Source organism: Streptomyces sp. KL116D (genome assembly GCF_030766975.1).
Lineage (GTDB): Bacteria > Actinomycetota > Actinomycetes > Streptomycetales > Streptomycetaceae > Streptomyces > Streptomyces longispororuber_A.
Window position 1 is genome coordinate 123318 of sequence record NZ_JASERH010000004.1, and the last position, 14629, is coordinate 137946.

The following is a 14629-nucleotide window of genomic DNA, read 5'->3' on the forward strand; positions in this document are numbered from 1 at the left end:
GATTTTTACGTAGCATTAGCGCTCGTGATGATTCCTGAGCTCCCGCTCGATCAGGTACGGACCCTGCTCGCGGTGGTCGACGAGGGCACGTTCGACGCGGCGGCGACCGCCCTGCACCTGACGCCGTCGGCGGTCAGCCAGCGGGTGAAGGCGCTGGAGCAGCGGACCGGACGGGTGCTGCTGGTGCGCACCAAGCCGGTGCGGCCGACCGAGTCGGGCGAGGTCGTCGTGCGCTTCGCCCGCCAGCTCGCGCGGCTGGAGCGGGACGCGTACGCCGAGCTCGGTCTGAGCGGCGACGACGGGCCGACCCGGGTGGCGGTGGCGGTGAACGCCGACTCCCTGGCGACCTGGTTCCTGGGCGCGCTCACCCGGGTGTCGGGCATCCCGCGGGTCCGCTTCGAGCTGCACCGCGAGGACGAGTCCCGCACGGCGGAACTGCTCAGGGAGGGCCTGGTGATGGCCGCGGTGACCTCGTCGCCGGAGCCGGTGACGGGCTGTTCGGTCCGGCTCCTGGGACGGATGCGCTACGTCGCCGCGGCGAGCCCGGAGTTCGTGGACCGGTACCTCGGCGGTCCGCTGCGGGACGCGCTCCCGGACGCCCCGGTGATGACGTTCGACCGCAGCGACGGCCATCAGGACGCGTTCGTGCGCGAACTGCTCGGCGGCCGGGGCGCGGCGAGCTCGGTGCGGCACGCGGTGCCCACGTCGGAGGGGTTCGTCGAGTCCGTCGCGCTGGGTCTGGGCTGGGGCATGGTGCCCGAGGCGCAGGCGGAACCGCTGCTGGCGCGGGGCCGGCTGGTCCGGCTGGCCCCGGACCGCCCGGTCGACCACCCGCTGTACTGGCAGCAGTGGAAGCTGGACTCCCCCGCGCTCGCCGCGGTCGCGGCGGCGGTGACCGGCGCGGCGGCGGAAGCGCTGCGCGGCTAGGCGCTCCGGGTCGGCTACGCGCCCTCCTCCAACTCGGCCAGGGCGAGGAGCTGTTCGGGGGTGACGTCGGACGGGATCGGCCGCGGGGCCGGGGTGCGCAGCGGCGGCTGCCAGCCCGCCTCGGCGTCCCAGGTCCGCACGACCCGGGCCGGCGCCCCGGCCACGACGGCGTGGTCCGGCACGGCGCCGCGCACCACGGCGCCCGCCGCGACGACGACGTTCCGCCCGATCCGGGCGCCGGGCAGGATCACGGCTCCGGTGCCGATCCAGCAGCCCGACCCGATCTCCACCGGTTCCATCCGGGGCCACTGCTTGCCGATGGGCTCGTGCGGGTCGTCGTAGGAGTGATTGGTGGAGGTGATGTAGACGTACGGGCCCATGTAGACGTCGGAGCCGACGGTCACGGTCGTGTCGGCGATGACGTGGCTGCCGCGGCCGATGACGACGCCGTCCCCGATGGTCAGGATCGGCTCGGACCCCAGGTCCAGGTCGGGCATCAGCCCGGCGGTCAGCGTGACCTGCTCGCCGATGATGCAGTGCGCGCCGAGCCGGATCCACGGCTCCCCGAAGACGGTGCCCTGCGGGAACGCGAGCTTGGTGCCGTGCCCGATCGCGCCGAACCGGTGCCCGCCGGGCTGCTCGGCCGTGACCGCCCCCTTGCGCTGCGCCCAGCGCCAGCCCGCCTGTACGGCACGGTGGGCGAGCCCGCCCTTGACGGGCGCCCCGCGGGACGAGAACGCGTTCCAGGTCTTCGGCACGGCGCTACGTTACTCACCCGTACCGTCCGCCCCCACCTCGACGGCCTGTGATCTTCACCCCACGGGTACGGTTCGCTCAGGCGCGACGCAGGCACGACACACAGGGAGCGACACCCCCATGGGAAACACGGCCCACGAGGCACTCGTCACCGGCTTCGGCGGCAAGGAACCGAAGGTCGACGAGTCGGCGTTCACGGCGCCGACGTCCGCCCTGATCGGCGACGTCACCCTGCATCCCGGTGCGAGCGTCTGGTACGGCGCGGTGCTGCGCGCGGAGTTCGAGCCGATCGTGCTCGGCCCCGACAGCAACATCCAGGACAACTGCACCGTGCACGTCGACGCCGGTTTCCCGGTGACGATCGGCGAGCGCGTCTCGGTCGGCCACAACGCGGTCCTGCACGGCTGCACCGTGGAGGACGACTGCCTGATCGGCATGGGCGCGACGGTCCTCAACGGCGCGGTGATCGGCGCCGGTTCGCTGGTGGCGGCGCAGGCGCTGGTGCCGCAGGGCATGGTGGTCCCGCCGGGTTCCCTGGTCGCGGGCGTCCCCGCCAAGGTGCGGCGGGAACTGACGCAGGAGGAGCGCGAGGGCGTCACCCTCAACGGCACGGTCTACGTGGAACTGGCCCGGGCCCACCGGGCCGAGTACCGGTAGGCGTCCCGCACGGCGAGCGGGCGGGCGGGAGCGGCCGGCGGCGTCAGTCGGCCGCGACGGCCGCCTCCGGCTCGGCGGCCTCGTGCTCGGCGGCCATCTTCGCCGCCCGCCGCTTCACGATCAGCATCGACGCGAGCCCGATCAGCACGGCGACCCCGAGGCCCACGTACGAGAACCGCTTCAGCCAGTCCTCGGCGACGACCCCGACGTAGTAGATGACGGCGGTCGTGCCGCCCGCCCACACCACGCCGCCCAGGAAGTTCGCGACGAGGAACTTCCAGTACGGCATGTGCAGGACGCCCGCGAGCGGGCCGGCGAAGATGCGCAGCAGGGCGATGAAGCGGCCGAAGAAGACGGCCCACATGCCCCACTTCTCGAAGGACCGCTCGGCGGTCGCGACGTGGCTGGGACCGAAGTGCCGGGGGAACTTGCTCCCCAGTTTCGCCAGCAGTGGCCGGCCGCCCTTGCGCCCGATGGCGTACCCGATGGAGTCGCCGATCACCGCGCCCGCGGTGGCGCAGACCCCGAGCACCAGCGGGTTCACGTCCCCGTGCTGGGAGGACAGCAGAGCGGCGGAGATCAGCACGATCTCACCGGGCAGCGGGATGCCCAGGCTCTCCAGACCGATGACCCCGGCCACCAACGCGTAGATGGCGACCGCCGGAATCGTGTCGAGCCATTCCTGGACGTGCAACGCGGTCGCCTCCCGTACCCGAAAATCCGTGTGCCCGACGTGCGCTCCCCCTCTGAACGCGCACGCCGGGCAGCCTACCTGCTCCCTATGACGTCACCGAGTCCCAGAAGGTGCATCGGTGTTCGGTGTGAACCGTCGTGGAGAGCGTGATCCCGCCCACGGAGGCGGTGCGCAGCGACAGCACCCGGCCGGGGTGCGTCCGCCCGTCGGGCATCGCGGGCGCACCCTGCGCCCGGGGTGCGCCGCCCCGGACGAAGGAGCCCCAGTACTGGACCATCCGGCGCGCCAGGACCCGCTGCTCCGCGTCGAGCGGGGTGGCGAGGCCGAAGTGCTTGAAGAGGTACTGCACCTCGTTGACGTGGGTGGCGCCGAAGTCGAAGGTCCGGCCGGCTTCCCTGATCGACGCGAACGGCGGCGAGGTGCGGTCGGCGAACTCGTACGCGTAGACCGGCAGGCCGCTGCGCGCCAGCCGCTCGTCGAGGCGGAGTGCCGGGCAGGCCATCAGCTGGTCACCGGCCGCGGCGGCGTACGCGTAGGTGGGCGACGGGTAGCGGTCCGCCGGGTACTCCCGCAGGGCCCGCGCCCCGGCCGCCGGCCCGAACGCGTCCGTCAGGGCCTTCGGGTATGCGGCGGCCGTCAGCGGTCGGCCCTGTCCGTCGTACGCGCCGTACGCGAAGAGCCGACCCTCGTCCTGGTTGGCGCCGTCGAGGACGGGGACGCGCGCGGAGCGGCCCGCGGCGATCGCGGCGGCCGGCTGCTCGGGCAGGAAGGTCCCGCCGACGACCGGCCCCCAGTCGAATCCGGCCTGCGCGTCGAGGACCTCCCTGGCCGGCTTGCGCCGCAGGCACGCCACGGCGTCCGGCCCGTCGCAGCCGAGCTTCCGGGCGAACGCGGCCCCGGCCGCGCGGGCCTCCCGGTGGGTGCGGGCGGCGCAGTCCCCGTACGCCCCCGACTCGATGATCCCGGCCCGGAACAGGCCGCGTGCGGTCGGCGAGGCGAGCTGGGTGCAGACGGAGCGGCCGCCCGCGGACTCGCCCGCGACGGTGACGCGGGCCGGGTCGCCGCCGAACCGTGCGACGTTGCCGCGCACCCAGCGCAGCGCGGCCTGCTGGTCCTGCAGGCCGTAGTTGCCGGAGACGCCGTCGGACGCCGTGCCGTCGAGTCCGGCCGAGGCGAGGAAACCCAGCGCGCCGAGGCGGTAGTTGACGGTGACCACGACGGTGCCGGTGGTGCGGGCGAAGGCGTCGGGCACGATGTCGGCGCCGGCGCCCGCGGTGAGCCCGCCGCCGTGCAGCCACACCATGACGGGCCGTCCCGCGGAGCCGTCGGGTGCGTACACGTTCAGGTCGAGGCAGTCCTCCGTGTAGGTCGGGTCCTCGTAGCCGGGGTCCCAACTCGCCGTCTGTACGCACCTGTTGCCGAAGCCGGTCGCGTCGCGCACACCGCGCCAGCGCTCGGCGGGCCTCGGTTCGCGCCAGCGCAGTTCGCCGACGGGCGGCCGGGCGTAGGGGATGCCGAGGAACTGACGTCCCTCGGCGGTGCGCTCACCTCGCACCCATCCGGTCGCCGTGTGCACCAGGGTGCCGCCGCCGGGCTCCGCGGCCCGGGCGGCCGCCGCCGGGACGAGCCCGGCGGCCACGGTCACCAGGGCGGCGACCAGCGTGCGCATGCGGTGGCTTCGCATGTCAGTGACCACTCCTTCGTTCGACACGTGAACGCGCTGTGCGAGAAAGCGGACGTGACTCCCCGTCAGACGACGGAGGGCCGAGCGGGAAACTACGTCCGGCGTTGACTCGTGTCAATGGAGTGAACGAGAAGGGCGGGCACCTTCGCGGCCTTCACCGATCTCCTCGCGGGCAGACCGACCGTCAGACCCCCCACGCCAGGAAGGCCACGACCCCGATGCCACCCACGACCGCGGCCCACGGCCGCCCCAGCCGCACACCCAGGTAGAACAGCGTGAAGACGAGGCCGATGTAGATCGTTCCCCAGTTCAGTGGGCGCACCAGGAACAGCACCACCCAGAGGAGCAGCACCCAGAACAGAGCCGGCAGCACAGTGACCACCTCCCCCGCCGGGCCCCTTCCCCCAGCGGGCCATGACCATCCCGGCCGGCACGCCCGGGGGGGGCCGGCCGGCCACGACAAGAAGGTGCCCTGCGCCCCCATGACGCCGGCACCTTCCGCCCCTGGTCGAACCCTCAGCCGTTGGGCCGCAACGTCCACACGACGGTCATCTCACCGGTGACCGCGCCGTCCGCGCGCCGGATCTCGATGCTCACCGGGAACTCCGGCCGCTGTCCGGCGTCCAGCTCCGCGACGACGTCGGCGGCCGGACGCCCCAGGGTCGCGGTCGCGGTGACCGCTCCCATCGCCAGCTTCTTGTACGCGATCTCGGCGCTGACGGCCAGCGGCACGGCACGGGAGAGCTGCTCGCCGAAGGCGGCGAGCACGATGGCACCGCTCGCGGACTCGCCGAGCGTGAACATCGCTCCGGCGTGCGGTCCGCCCACATGGTTGTGGTAGTCGGCCTGGTCGGGCAGCGCGACGACGGCCCGCTCCGGGGTGGTCTCGGCGAAGTCGAGGTTCAGGGTGCGGGCCATCGGCACCGTGGCGGCGAGCATCTCGCCGATGGACATCTGATCTGCGCTCATGCCGCGCAGGTTACCCGCTAGTAGCATCTGGCGTCACCCCCTGGGGTGGCTCCCCATGTGGCCAGGAGAACAGGGTCCGGGGGACGGCACGCCGAACTCCTCATCGCGATGCGGGCCCCCGCCTTCCTCGGGCCTCTCCGGCACCCTCGTCTCCGCCCGGTCCCACGGCGTGGCCGGGAAGAACCGGTGCGCCACGGAGGGCAGGGCGACGACGTTCTCGTTCAGGAGCCCGGACGGCGACATCCACTCGTGGAGCTTCGTCGGGGCGGCGGACGTGCGGGACGAGGTACCGGACGGGACGATCCGCCGGATTCTGGCCACGGTGCGGATGGTGGACGACGAGGCGTCCTGACGCTCCGGGGGCAACCGTTGCACGTCCGGTACAGGGCCGGGACGTCAGCGGCCCCACGACCCTCTATCGTTTACGGCCATGTGGCCAGGACAGCAGCCGCCCGGGGGCGAGCAGAACCCGCAGGACGCGAACAACCCGAATCCCAACAATCCGCCGACGCCCAACCCGTACCAGCAGCCGGGGTACCAGCAGCCCAACCCCTATCAGCAGCCGGGGTACCAGCAGCCGAACCCGTACCAGCAGCAGCCGGGGTGGAACGCGCCGACGACACCGCTCGGCGCCCCGCAGCCGCCGAGCGGCGGTGGCGGCAACAGGACGAAGCTCGTCGCGATCGTCGCCGCGGTGGCCGTGGTGGTCGCGGCCGGGGTGACCGGTTTCCTGGTGCTCGGCGGGGACAAGGACGACGACGCGAAGGGCGGTGACGAGCCGAAGCCCAGGACGACGAAGTCCGCGACGCAGCAGCCGAGCCCCACCGCGTCCACGGACGACAACCCGCGCGGCGGTGACAACGCGGTCAAGCCGGTCGTCGAGGGCTGGCAGCCCGTGGTCAACACCAACTTCAAGACGGTCTTCGACGTCCCGCCTGGCTGGGAGGTCGACCCGGGCGGCGCCGACCAGAGCGTCGGCTTCGAGTACAAGTACAAGGGCGACAGCGGCCGGACCACCGTGACCGGTCCCGCATGGTTCAAGTCCAAGTGGTGCACCGAGGACGCGAACAAGGACGGCCGCCAGGAGGACACCGCGCTCGCGGGCGTCGGCACGCGCGGTGAGAACGGCGCGAAGACCGCCGCCCAGGCCGCCGAGAACCGGGTGCCGTGGTGGATCTACGGCGGATACACGGAGCCGGACCTCAAGTCGGTGAAGCTGGGCAAGGCGAAGGACTTCACCAACGCCCAGGGCATCAAGGGCAGCCTGATCACCGCGCACTCCGAGAACAACCCCAAGAAGGGCAAGTGCGCCAGCGAGGGCAAGGCGACCGTGTTCGCCTTCCAGAACGCCGAGGGCGACTACGTCTCCTGGGACCTGTGGGCCGCGAAGGGCGTCAAGGGCGAGGTGTCCGACGAGACGATCCAGAAGATCGTCGACTCGGTCCGCTACTTCAAGGACCCCACCGCGTCCTGATCCGCGGCTAATCGGTTTGGCAAATGGACGTGCGGCGGCGATAGTCCCTCAGTGACCTCCGCCGCCGCTCCGCCGTCCCCGCCGAACCGTTCGCGCCGCCGCCCCGCCTGGGCCGGGCGCAACTACACCCTGCTCGCCGTGTCGGCGTTCGTCACGACGCTCGGGGCGCACGGCTCCCTCATCGCGTCGGCGTTCGCGGTGCTCGACGCCGGCGGTGACGGCGGCGACGTCGGCCTGGTGGCCGCGGCGCGCACGCTGTTCCTGGTGGTCTTCCTGCTCGTGGGCGGCGCGGTGGCCGACCGGCTGCCGCGCCACCACGTGATGGTCGCGGCCAACGCCCTGAACTTCCTCTCGCAGGGCGCCTTCGCCCTGCTCGTCATCGCGGGCGAGCCGCAGCTGTGGCAGATGATGGCGCTGAGCGCGCTCGGCGGCACGGGCCAGGCGTTCTTCAATCCGGCGGCCGAGGGCATGCTGATGGCCTCCGTCTCCGGCGAGCAGGCCAGCCGCGCCTTCGCCCTGTTCCGGATGGGCATGTCGGGCGCGGCGGTGGGCGGTGCCGCGCTCGGCGGCGCGATGGTCGCCGCAATCGGGCCCGGCTGGGTGCTCGCGGTCGACGCGGTGGCGTTCGCGGTGGCGGGCGCGCTGCGGTGCTTCCTCGACGTGAGCCACATCGCACCCCGCGAGGCGGGCGGCGGACTGCTCGCCGACATGCGGGACGGCTGGCGCGAGTTCGTCGGGCGGCCCTGGCTGTGGACGATCGTCGCCCAGTTCTCGGTGGTCGTCGCGGTGGTGGGCGCCGCCGAGTCGGTGTTCGGGCCGCTGGTGGCGCGCGACGAACTGGGCGGGGCCGGGCCGTGGGGGCTCGCGCTCGGCGCGTTCGGCGTGGGCACGATCCTCGGCGGGCTGCTGATGATGCGGTGGAAGCCGCAGCGGCTGCTGTTCGCGGCGACCCTGTCGGTGTTCTCGCTCGCTCTGCCGTCGGCGGCGCTCGCCGTGCCGGTGCCGCTGGGCGTGCTGATCGCCGTGATGTTCGTCAGCGGCGTCACCATCGAGATCTTCGGCGTCTCGTGGATCACGGCGCTGCACCAGGAGATCCCGGAGGAGAAGCTGTCCCGGGTCTCCGCCTACGACTGGTTCGGCTCGGTGGCGATGGTGCCGCTCGCCACGGCGCTCGCCGGCCCCGCGGAGTCCGCGTTCGGGCGGACCCCGGCGCTGTGGGGGTGCGCGGCGCTCGTCGTGCTCGCGACGTCCGCGGTGCTGTTCGTCCCCGACGTACGGAACCTGCGGCGCCGCGAGACGGTGAAGGTCGCGGGCTCGCCGGAGCCGGCGCCGGCGCCGGCCGCGCCGGTGGAGGTCACCCCACGCTGAACGAGCCGCCCGGCGGCTCCGGCGACGGCACCGCGGCGGCGTCCGTGACCGGCCGCGCGTCCCCGACGAAGCGGCGCAGCGCCGCCCCGTGCTCGACCCGGGCGGGGAACGCGTCGCGGGCGGTGCGCCGGGCCAGCTCGGTGACGTCGAGCGCCGTCTGCGAGGCGACGAGCACCGCGTTGCCGAACCGCCGCCCGCGCAGCACCGCGGGCTCGGCGACCAGCGCGACGTGCTCGAACACCGTCGAGAACGTGGCCAGTTGGGAGCGCAGGAAGGTGAAGGGCGCGCCGTCCGCGAGGTTCGCCGCGTAGCTGCCGCCGGGCCGCAGCACCCGGTCCGCCTCCCGCGCGTACGCCTCGGTCGTCAGGTGCGCCGGGACACGTGAGCCGCCGAACACGTCGGCCACGAGCACGTCCACGGAGTCGGCGGGCGCGGCCTCCAGCCAGACGCGGGCGTCCGCGCCGTGCACGTCGATGCCCGCCCCGTCCGGCAGCGGCAGGTGCTCGGCGACCAGGGCGAGCAGTCCCCGGTCGGCCTCGACGACGTCCTGCCGGGACCCGGGCCGGGTAACGGCGACGTACCGGGGCAGGGTCAGCGCGCCGCCGCCCAGGTGCAGCACGTCCAGCGGCCCGCCGTCCGCGCCGACGCAGTCCAGGACGTGCCCGAGCCGTCGCGCGTACTCGAACTCCAGGTGGGCGGGCTCGTCGAGGTCGACGTACGACTGGGGCGCCCCGTCCACCGTCAGCAGCCAGGCCCGCCGCCGGTCCACGTCGGGCATCAGCTTGGCGGTGCCGTGGTCGACGGCACGGGTGACGGGTATCGGCTCGGGATCGGGTGCGTTCACCCACCCATTGTGCCGGGACGCCCGCCCCTCACCCCCAGGTCCTGGCCACCGCCGCGGCGTGGGCCGCCGCCTGTTCGCGGCCGGCGCGGGCGGCGGGGGCCCGGTGGTGGGGGTCGAGGCTGTTGTTGCCGAAGGCGCGGCGGGCCGCGCGGTCCGGGGTGATGAGGGTGACGCGGGTGCCGGCGTCGGCGAGCCGGGCGGCCTGGGTGCGGGCCGCGTGCAGGACGCCGCCACCCGCCGCGATGGGTGCGACGACCACCACCCGCTCGTGCCCCTCGGCGAGCTGGGCGTTGGCCGGCGAGCGGGTGCCGCCGTCGATCCAGCGGGCGCCGTCGAGCGTCACCGGCGGCCAGACCCCGGGCACCGCGCAGCTCGCCGCGACGGCGTCGACGAGACCGACCCCGCAGGTGCCGTCGAAGACCCGGAACTCCCCGGTGTGCGCCTGCACGGCGGTGACCAGGAGCCGGCGGTCGGGCCAGTCGTGCGACAGGAGCCGGCCCGCGATCACCGCGCGGCGGGCGGCCTCGTCGGGGGTGCGGGCGGCCAGCGCCATCCGGCCGAGCTTGCGCCCGTACGACTCGATGGTCCGCGACGACAGTGCGGCGCGGGCGTACCTGAACGTCGCGCTCGCCCCGAAGTCGGCGGTCAACTCCTTCGTCGGGGCGGCGAGTTGCCGTTCGTAGAGGGAGAGCGGGGTCAGTCGTCCCGAGGTGAGCTGGGCGCCCACGACCGCCCCGGCCGACGTGCCGATGACGGTGTCGGCGTCCCACAGGTCGGTACCCGCCTCGGCGAGGCCGTGCAGGATCCCGGAGATCCAGCCGATGCCGGCGAGCCCGCCGCCCCCGAGTACGAGTGCCCTGCCCGCCACCGCGACCTCCGCCTGCTCCGCCACGACCGTCGTGTCCGCGGTCAGTGTGACGCACCGGCGTGCGGCCGGGACCCCGGGGTCCCGGCCGCACGGTCGTTCACTCCACCGACGTCACGGTGCCCGCGCCGACGGTCCGTCCGCCCTCGCGGATCGCGAAGCCGAGACCGGACTCCAGCGGCACGTCACGGCCGAGCTCGACCGTCATGGCGACGGTGTCGCCGGGCCGGGCGACGGCCACCTCGCCCAGGTCGACGTCGCCGACGACGTCCGCGGTGCGCAGGTAGAACTGCGGGCGGTAGCCGGTGGCGACGGGCGTGGTGCGGCCGCCCTCCTTCGCCGACAGGACGTACACCTGCGCGGTGAACCGCCGGGCCGGCCGCAGACTGCCCGGCTCGGCGACGACGTGCCCGCGTCGCACCGCGTCCCGCGGCACCCCGCGCAGCAGCAGCGCGACGTTGTCCCCGGCCTGCGCCTCCTCCATCGGCTTGCCGAAGGTCTCGACGCCGGTGACGACGGTCTCCCCTTCCTTGAGGGACTCGGCGCCGTACACCCGCACCCGGTCGCCGACCCGCACACGCCCGCGCTCGACGGCGCCGGTGACGACGGTGCCGCGCCCGCTGATGGTCATCACGTTCTCGATCGACAGCAGGAACGGCGCGTCCACGTACCGCTCGGGCATCGGCACGTACGTGTCGACCGCGTCGAGCAACGCCTCGATGGACGCCGTCCACCTCGGGTCGCCCTCCAGGGCCTTGAGCCCGGAGACCCGGACGACCGGTACGGAGTCGCCGCCGTACCCGTGCGCGGAGAGCAGCTCGCGCACCTCCAGCTCGACGAGGTCGGTGACTTCTTCGTCCCCGGCGTCCGCCTTGTTGATCGCGACGACGATGTGGTCGACCCCCACCTGCCGCGCGAGCAGCACGTGCTCGGCGGTCTGCGGCATGATCCCGTCGAGCGCGGACACGACGAGGATCGCCCCGTCGAGCTGGGCGGCGCCGGTGACCATGTTCTTGACGTAGTCGGCGTGGCCCGGCATGTCGACGTGCGCGTAGTGCCGGGTGTCGGTCTCGTACTCGACGTGCGCGATGTTGATGGTGATGCCGCGCTGCGCCTCCTCCGGCGCCTTGTCGATGCGGTCGAAGGGCACGAAGGTGCCCGCGCCGCGGTCGGCGAGGACCTTGGTGATGGCGGCGGTCAGGGTGGTCTTGCCGTGGTCGACGTGGCCCATCGTGCCGATGTTCAGGTGCGGCTTGGTGCGCACGTATGCCGTCTTGGGCATGGCTGAGTGGTCCCTTTCCGGAACAACTGAAAGTGCTTCAGAAGAAGTGAGGGCCTCCTACGGGAGGCGGGGACCCCTGAGTCCGGCCGACCCTCCCCCTGCGGGGTCCGCCGGATTGTCCGGAGAGGGTCAGCGTCGCGCGCCGTCAGCGGCTGCTGCGAGCAGAGCTGTGAGGAAACCGGCAGCCTGAGCCGCGTCCGCGACTGCGGACCCAGCTGCGAGGAAGGCGTACCGGAACATGAGGCAGATCATCGCCGACCGGGTGCCCCGCGTCGAATGGTTTTCCGTGCCCGGCCGGGCAGTTGACCGGCAGGTCAGGGGCCGGCGTTCTTCAGGGCTTCCCGTACCGACAGCGGGGCGAGGACGTCCCGGTGGGCGGCGACGAAGGACCGGACCGCCTCGGGGTCGGTCTTGGCGTACTCGCGCAGCGCCCAGCCGATCGCCTTCCTGATGAAGAAGTCCGGATGCCCGGCCTGCCGCAGGCAGTACGCGAAGAGCCGCTCCGCGTCCGTGGCGTCCTTGTACCGGAGTTGGTGCAGCAGCGCGGCCCTGGCCACCCACAGGTCCGGGTCGTCGATCCAGGCGTCCATGGCGGCGACGAGCTTCGGGTCGGCGGCGACGAGCCCGCACACGACGTGGGCGGCGAGCAGGTCGACGGTGTCCCACCAGGGCACGGTCGTCACGAGCCGGCGGGCGACGGGCAGGAAGCCGGACGACAGGCGCCGCACGTGGCGGCGCAGGTAGTCGACGGGGCGAAGTAGGCGTACTCGCGCTCGGGCAGCGCCCAGCAGCGCAGCGCGACGGCGGTGAGATCGGTCTCGTCCGGCCGGGGCGTGCCGTCGAGGACGGTCCGGGACAGTTCCCTGCGCACGGGCGAGGTGAGGCCGAGGAAGGGTGCGACGTCCTTCATGTAGGCGCGCATCTGCGCGGCGCGCCCGGCGTCGGCGGCGGCCCCGTAGACGGCGGGCAGCCGGGCGAGGAGCGTGTCGGCGAGCTCGCTGGGTGGCGGCGCGGTGACGGGCACGTGACCCTCCCTGGACCGATCGGGAACAGCGGGAGAAGTGAGACACAACCTACGGCGATCTTACGTATGTGTCGGTTACTCTCCCCGGATGTTCGAGACCGTCCCCGCCCGTCCCACCGGGCTCGCCGCGCGCTGCACCAGGGTGCTGCTGTCCCCCTGGTCACGGCTGTCTCTCCTGGTGGTGCTGCTGGCGGCGGGCGCGACGGGCGTGCTGCTCTTCGAGCCGCAGCGGCTGCTCGCGGACGGCTGGCCGCCGCAGGTGGGCGGTGCGGCGGCGGTCGTGCTGTTCGCGGTGGCGTACGGGCTGTGCACGGTGGCGTTCGTGCCGCGCCCGCTGCTGAACCTCGCGGCGGGCGCCCTGTTCGGTTCGCAGCTCGGGCTGCTGGGCGCGATCGGCGGGACGGTGGTCGGGGCGGGCGTCTCCTTCGGGCTCGGCCGGCTCCTCGGCCAGGACGCGCTGCGTCCGCTGCTGCGCGGACGGTGGCTGAAGGCGGCGGACGGCCAGCTCAGCCGGCACGGCTTCCGCTCGATGCTGGCGGCCCGCCTCTTCCCCGGCGTCCCGTTCTGGGCGGCGAACTACTGCGCGGCGGTCTCCCGGATGGGCTGGCTGCCCTTCCTCCTGGCCACGGCGCTCGGCTCGATCCCGAACACGGCGGCGTACGTGGTGGCGGGCGCCCGCGCGTCGACGCCGACGTCCCCGGCGTTCCTGATCGCGATGGGCTTCATCGCGGTGACGGGTCTCGCGGGGGTCCTGGTCGCCTGGTTCAAGCGCCACAAGTTCCGCGGCGACGCCTGAACCCGGTAGGGCGTCCCGGCCTCAGAGCGCTTCCAGCACCGTGGCGTTGGCCAGTCCCCCGGCCTCGCACATGGTCTGCAGTCCGAACCGCGCCCCGCGTGCCCGCATGGCGTGCACCAGCGTGGTCATGAGCCGGGTCCCGCTCGCGCCCAGCGGATGCCCGAGGGCGATCGCCCCGCCGTGCACGTTCAGCCGGTCCGGGTCCGCCCCGGTCTCCTGCAGCCAGGCCAGGACGACCGCGGCGAACGCCTCGTTGACCTCGAACAGGTCGATGTCCGCGAGGTCGAGCCCCGCCGTCCGGAGCACCTTCTCGGTCGCCGGGATCACCCCGGTCAGCATGAGCAGCGGATCGGACCCGGTCACGGCGAAGGAGTGCAGCCGGGCCAGCGGCCGCAGGCCCAGCCGCGCCGCGTTCTCGCCGGTCGTGATGAGCCCGGCGGACGCCCCGTCGTTGACGGGACTCGCGTTCCCCGCCGTCACGTTCCACTCGATCTGCGGGAACCGCTCCGCGAACCCGGGGTCGTAGTACGCGGACCTGAGGCCGCCCAGCACCTCCACCGAGGTCCCCGGCCGCACCGACTCGTCGCGCGTCACCCCGTTCAGCGGCGCGACCTCCGCGTCGAAGAGTCCGCCGTCCCACGCGGCGGCGGCCCTGCGGTGCGACTGCGCGGCGTAGGTGTCCATCTGCTCGCGCGACAGGGACCACTTCGCGGCGATGAGTTCGGCGCTGATGCCCTGCGGGACCAGACCCTCGGGGTAGCGCTCGGCGATGCCGGGGCCGAACGGGTCGGCTCCGGCGGGCACGTTGGACCACATCGGGACCCGGCTCATGGACTCGACGCCGCAGGCGACGGCCATGTCGTACGCGCCGGACAGGACGCCCTGCGCGGCGAAGTGCACGGCCTGCTGGGACGAGCCGCACTGCCGGTCGACCGTGGTGGCGGGCACCGACTCCGGGAAACCGGCGGACAGGACGGCGTAGCGGGTGGTGTTCATGGCCTGCTCGCCGACCTGGTCGACGGTGCCGCCGATGACGTCGTCGACGAGCGCGGGATCGATCCCGGCCCGGTCGACGAGGGTGCGCAGGGTGTGGGCGAGGAGCTGGACGGGGTGGGTGCCGGACAGGGCGCCGGCGCCCGGCCGGCCCTTTCCGACGGGGGTGCGTACGGCTTCGACGATGACGGCGTCACGCATGGCGCTGGCCTCCGTGGCGGATGGGGTTACGCACGAGTAGGAATTTCCAACTCACCATAGCCCTACGCGTTGGAAAAACAAACCCACCCATGGAC

Annotated in this window: 15 protein-coding genes and 1 pseudogene; 6 read left to right on the forward strand and 10 right to left on the reverse strand. The window is 73.4% G+C overall.

Annotation, left to right across the window (positions count from 1 at the left end; translation table 11 throughout):
- Positions 1–27: 27 nt before the first annotated feature.
- Entirely contained in the window at positions 28–927 is a 900-nt protein-coding gene (locus RBJ77_RS01035) for a LysR family transcriptional regulator ArgP (RefSeq protein WP_372343268.1), read from the forward strand.
- A 14-nt stretch (positions 928–941) separates the two neighbouring features.
- On the opposite strand, the gene RBJ77_RS01040 is transcribed toward RBJ77_RS01035, so the two are convergent.
- The gene (locus RBJ77_RS01040; RefSeq protein ID WP_372343203.1) at positions 942–1685 is read right to left on the reverse strand and encodes an acyltransferase; all 744 of its coding nucleotides are present in this window, start codon (positions 1683–1685) and stop codon (positions 942–944) included.
- Between the two features lie 118 nt (positions 1686–1803).
- On the opposite strand from RBJ77_RS01040, the gene RBJ77_RS01045 reads away from it, so the two are divergent.
- A complete protein-coding gene (locus RBJ77_RS01045) occupies positions 1804–2340 on the forward strand; it encodes a gamma carbonic anhydrase family protein (RefSeq protein ID WP_372343204.1) in 537 nt (178 codons plus the stop codon).
- 43 nt (positions 2341–2383) lie between these two features.
- On the opposite strand, the gene RBJ77_RS01050 is transcribed toward RBJ77_RS01045, so the two are convergent.
- The 4 genes from RBJ77_RS01050 to RBJ77_RS01065 form a co-directional block, all read right to left on the reverse strand.
- Complete coding sequence (locus tag RBJ77_RS01050; RefSeq protein ID WP_372343205.1) at positions 2384–3034, reverse strand: DedA family protein; 651 nt, start codon at positions 3032–3034, stop codon at positions 2384–2386.
- 85 nt (positions 3035–3119) lie between these two features.
- Positions 3120–4718: a carboxylesterase/lipase family protein gene (locus tag RBJ77_RS01055; protein WP_372343206.1), complete on the reverse strand. Its 1599-nt coding sequence runs from the start codon at positions 4716–4718 to the stop codon at positions 3120–3122.
- 184 nt (positions 4719–4902) lie between these two features.
- Positions 4903–5091: a hypothetical protein gene (locus RBJ77_RS01060; protein ID WP_372343207.1), complete on the reverse strand. Its 189-nt coding sequence runs from the start codon at positions 5089–5091 to the stop codon at positions 4903–4905.
- 143 nt (positions 5092–5234) lie between these two features.
- Positions 5235–5672, reverse strand: a complete 438-nt coding sequence (locus RBJ77_RS01065) for a DUF4442 domain-containing protein (RefSeq protein WP_372343269.1) — start codon at positions 5670–5672, stop codon at positions 5235–5237.
- Positions 5673–5742: 70 nt separating this feature from the next.
- On the opposite strand from RBJ77_RS01065, the gene RBJ77_RS01070 reads away from it, so the two are divergent.
- The 3 genes from RBJ77_RS01070 (at position 5743) to RBJ77_RS01080 (ending at position 8529) form a co-directional block, all read left to right on the forward strand.
- Positions 5743–6039, forward strand: coding sequence for a hypothetical protein (locus RBJ77_RS01070; protein WP_372343208.1), 297 nt, complete (start codon positions 5743–5745; stop codon positions 6037–6039).
- Positions 6040–6117: 78 nt separating this feature from the next.
- Positions 6118–7161: a hypothetical protein gene (locus RBJ77_RS01075; protein ID WP_372343209.1), complete on the forward strand. Its 1044-nt coding sequence runs from the start codon at positions 6118–6120 to the stop codon at positions 7159–7161.
- A gap of 51 nt (positions 7162–7212) precedes the next feature.
- The gene (locus RBJ77_RS01080; RefSeq protein WP_372343210.1) at positions 7213–8529 is read left to right on the forward strand and encodes an MFS transporter; all 1317 of its coding nucleotides are present in this window, start codon (positions 7213–7215) and stop codon (positions 8527–8529) included.
- On the opposite strand, the gene RBJ77_RS01085 is transcribed toward RBJ77_RS01080, so the two are convergent.
- The 4 genes and pseudogenes from RBJ77_RS01085 to RBJ77_RS01100 all read right to left on the reverse strand — a co-directional run bounded on the left by RBJ77_RS01085 (position 8516) and on the right by RBJ77_RS01100 (position 12544).
- A complete protein-coding gene (locus RBJ77_RS01085) occupies positions 8516–9307 on the reverse strand; it encodes a spermidine synthase (protein WP_372343270.1) in 792 nt (263 codons plus the stop codon). The two genes, RBJ77_RS01080 and RBJ77_RS01085, sit on opposite strands and share 14 nt — an antisense overlap.
- 94 nt (positions 9308–9401) lie before the next feature.
- Positions 9402–10241: a patatin-like phospholipase family protein gene (locus RBJ77_RS01090; RefSeq protein ID WP_372343271.1), complete on the reverse strand. Its 840-nt coding sequence runs from the start codon at positions 10239–10241 to the stop codon at positions 9402–9404.
- Positions 10242–10338: 97 nt separating this feature from the next.
- A complete protein-coding gene (gene tuf / locus RBJ77_RS01095) occupies positions 10339–11520 on the reverse strand; it encodes an elongation factor Tu (protein WP_372343211.1) in 1182 nt (393 codons plus the stop codon).
- A gap of 314 nt (positions 11521–11834) precedes the next feature.
- Positions 11835–12544, reverse strand: a pseudogene (locus tag RBJ77_RS01100) (DNA alkylation repair protein).
- Between the two features lie 88 nt (positions 12545–12632).
- Between RBJ77_RS01100 and RBJ77_RS01105 the strand changes: the two are divergent.
- Complete coding sequence (locus RBJ77_RS01105; RefSeq protein ID WP_372343212.1) at positions 12633–13340, forward strand: TVP38/TMEM64 family protein; 708 nt, start codon at positions 12633–12635, stop codon at positions 13338–13340.
- A gap of 21 nt (positions 13341–13361) precedes the next feature.
- Here the strand turns inward: RBJ77_RS01105 and RBJ77_RS01110 are convergent, their stop codons facing one another.
- Positions 13362–14534 carry an acetyl-CoA C-acyltransferase gene (locus RBJ77_RS01110; protein WP_372343213.1) on the reverse strand — a complete coding sequence of 391 codons (1173 nt, stop codon included), beginning with the start codon at positions 14532–14534 and terminating at the stop codon, positions 13362–13364.
- Positions 14535–14629: the final 95 nt, after the last annotated feature.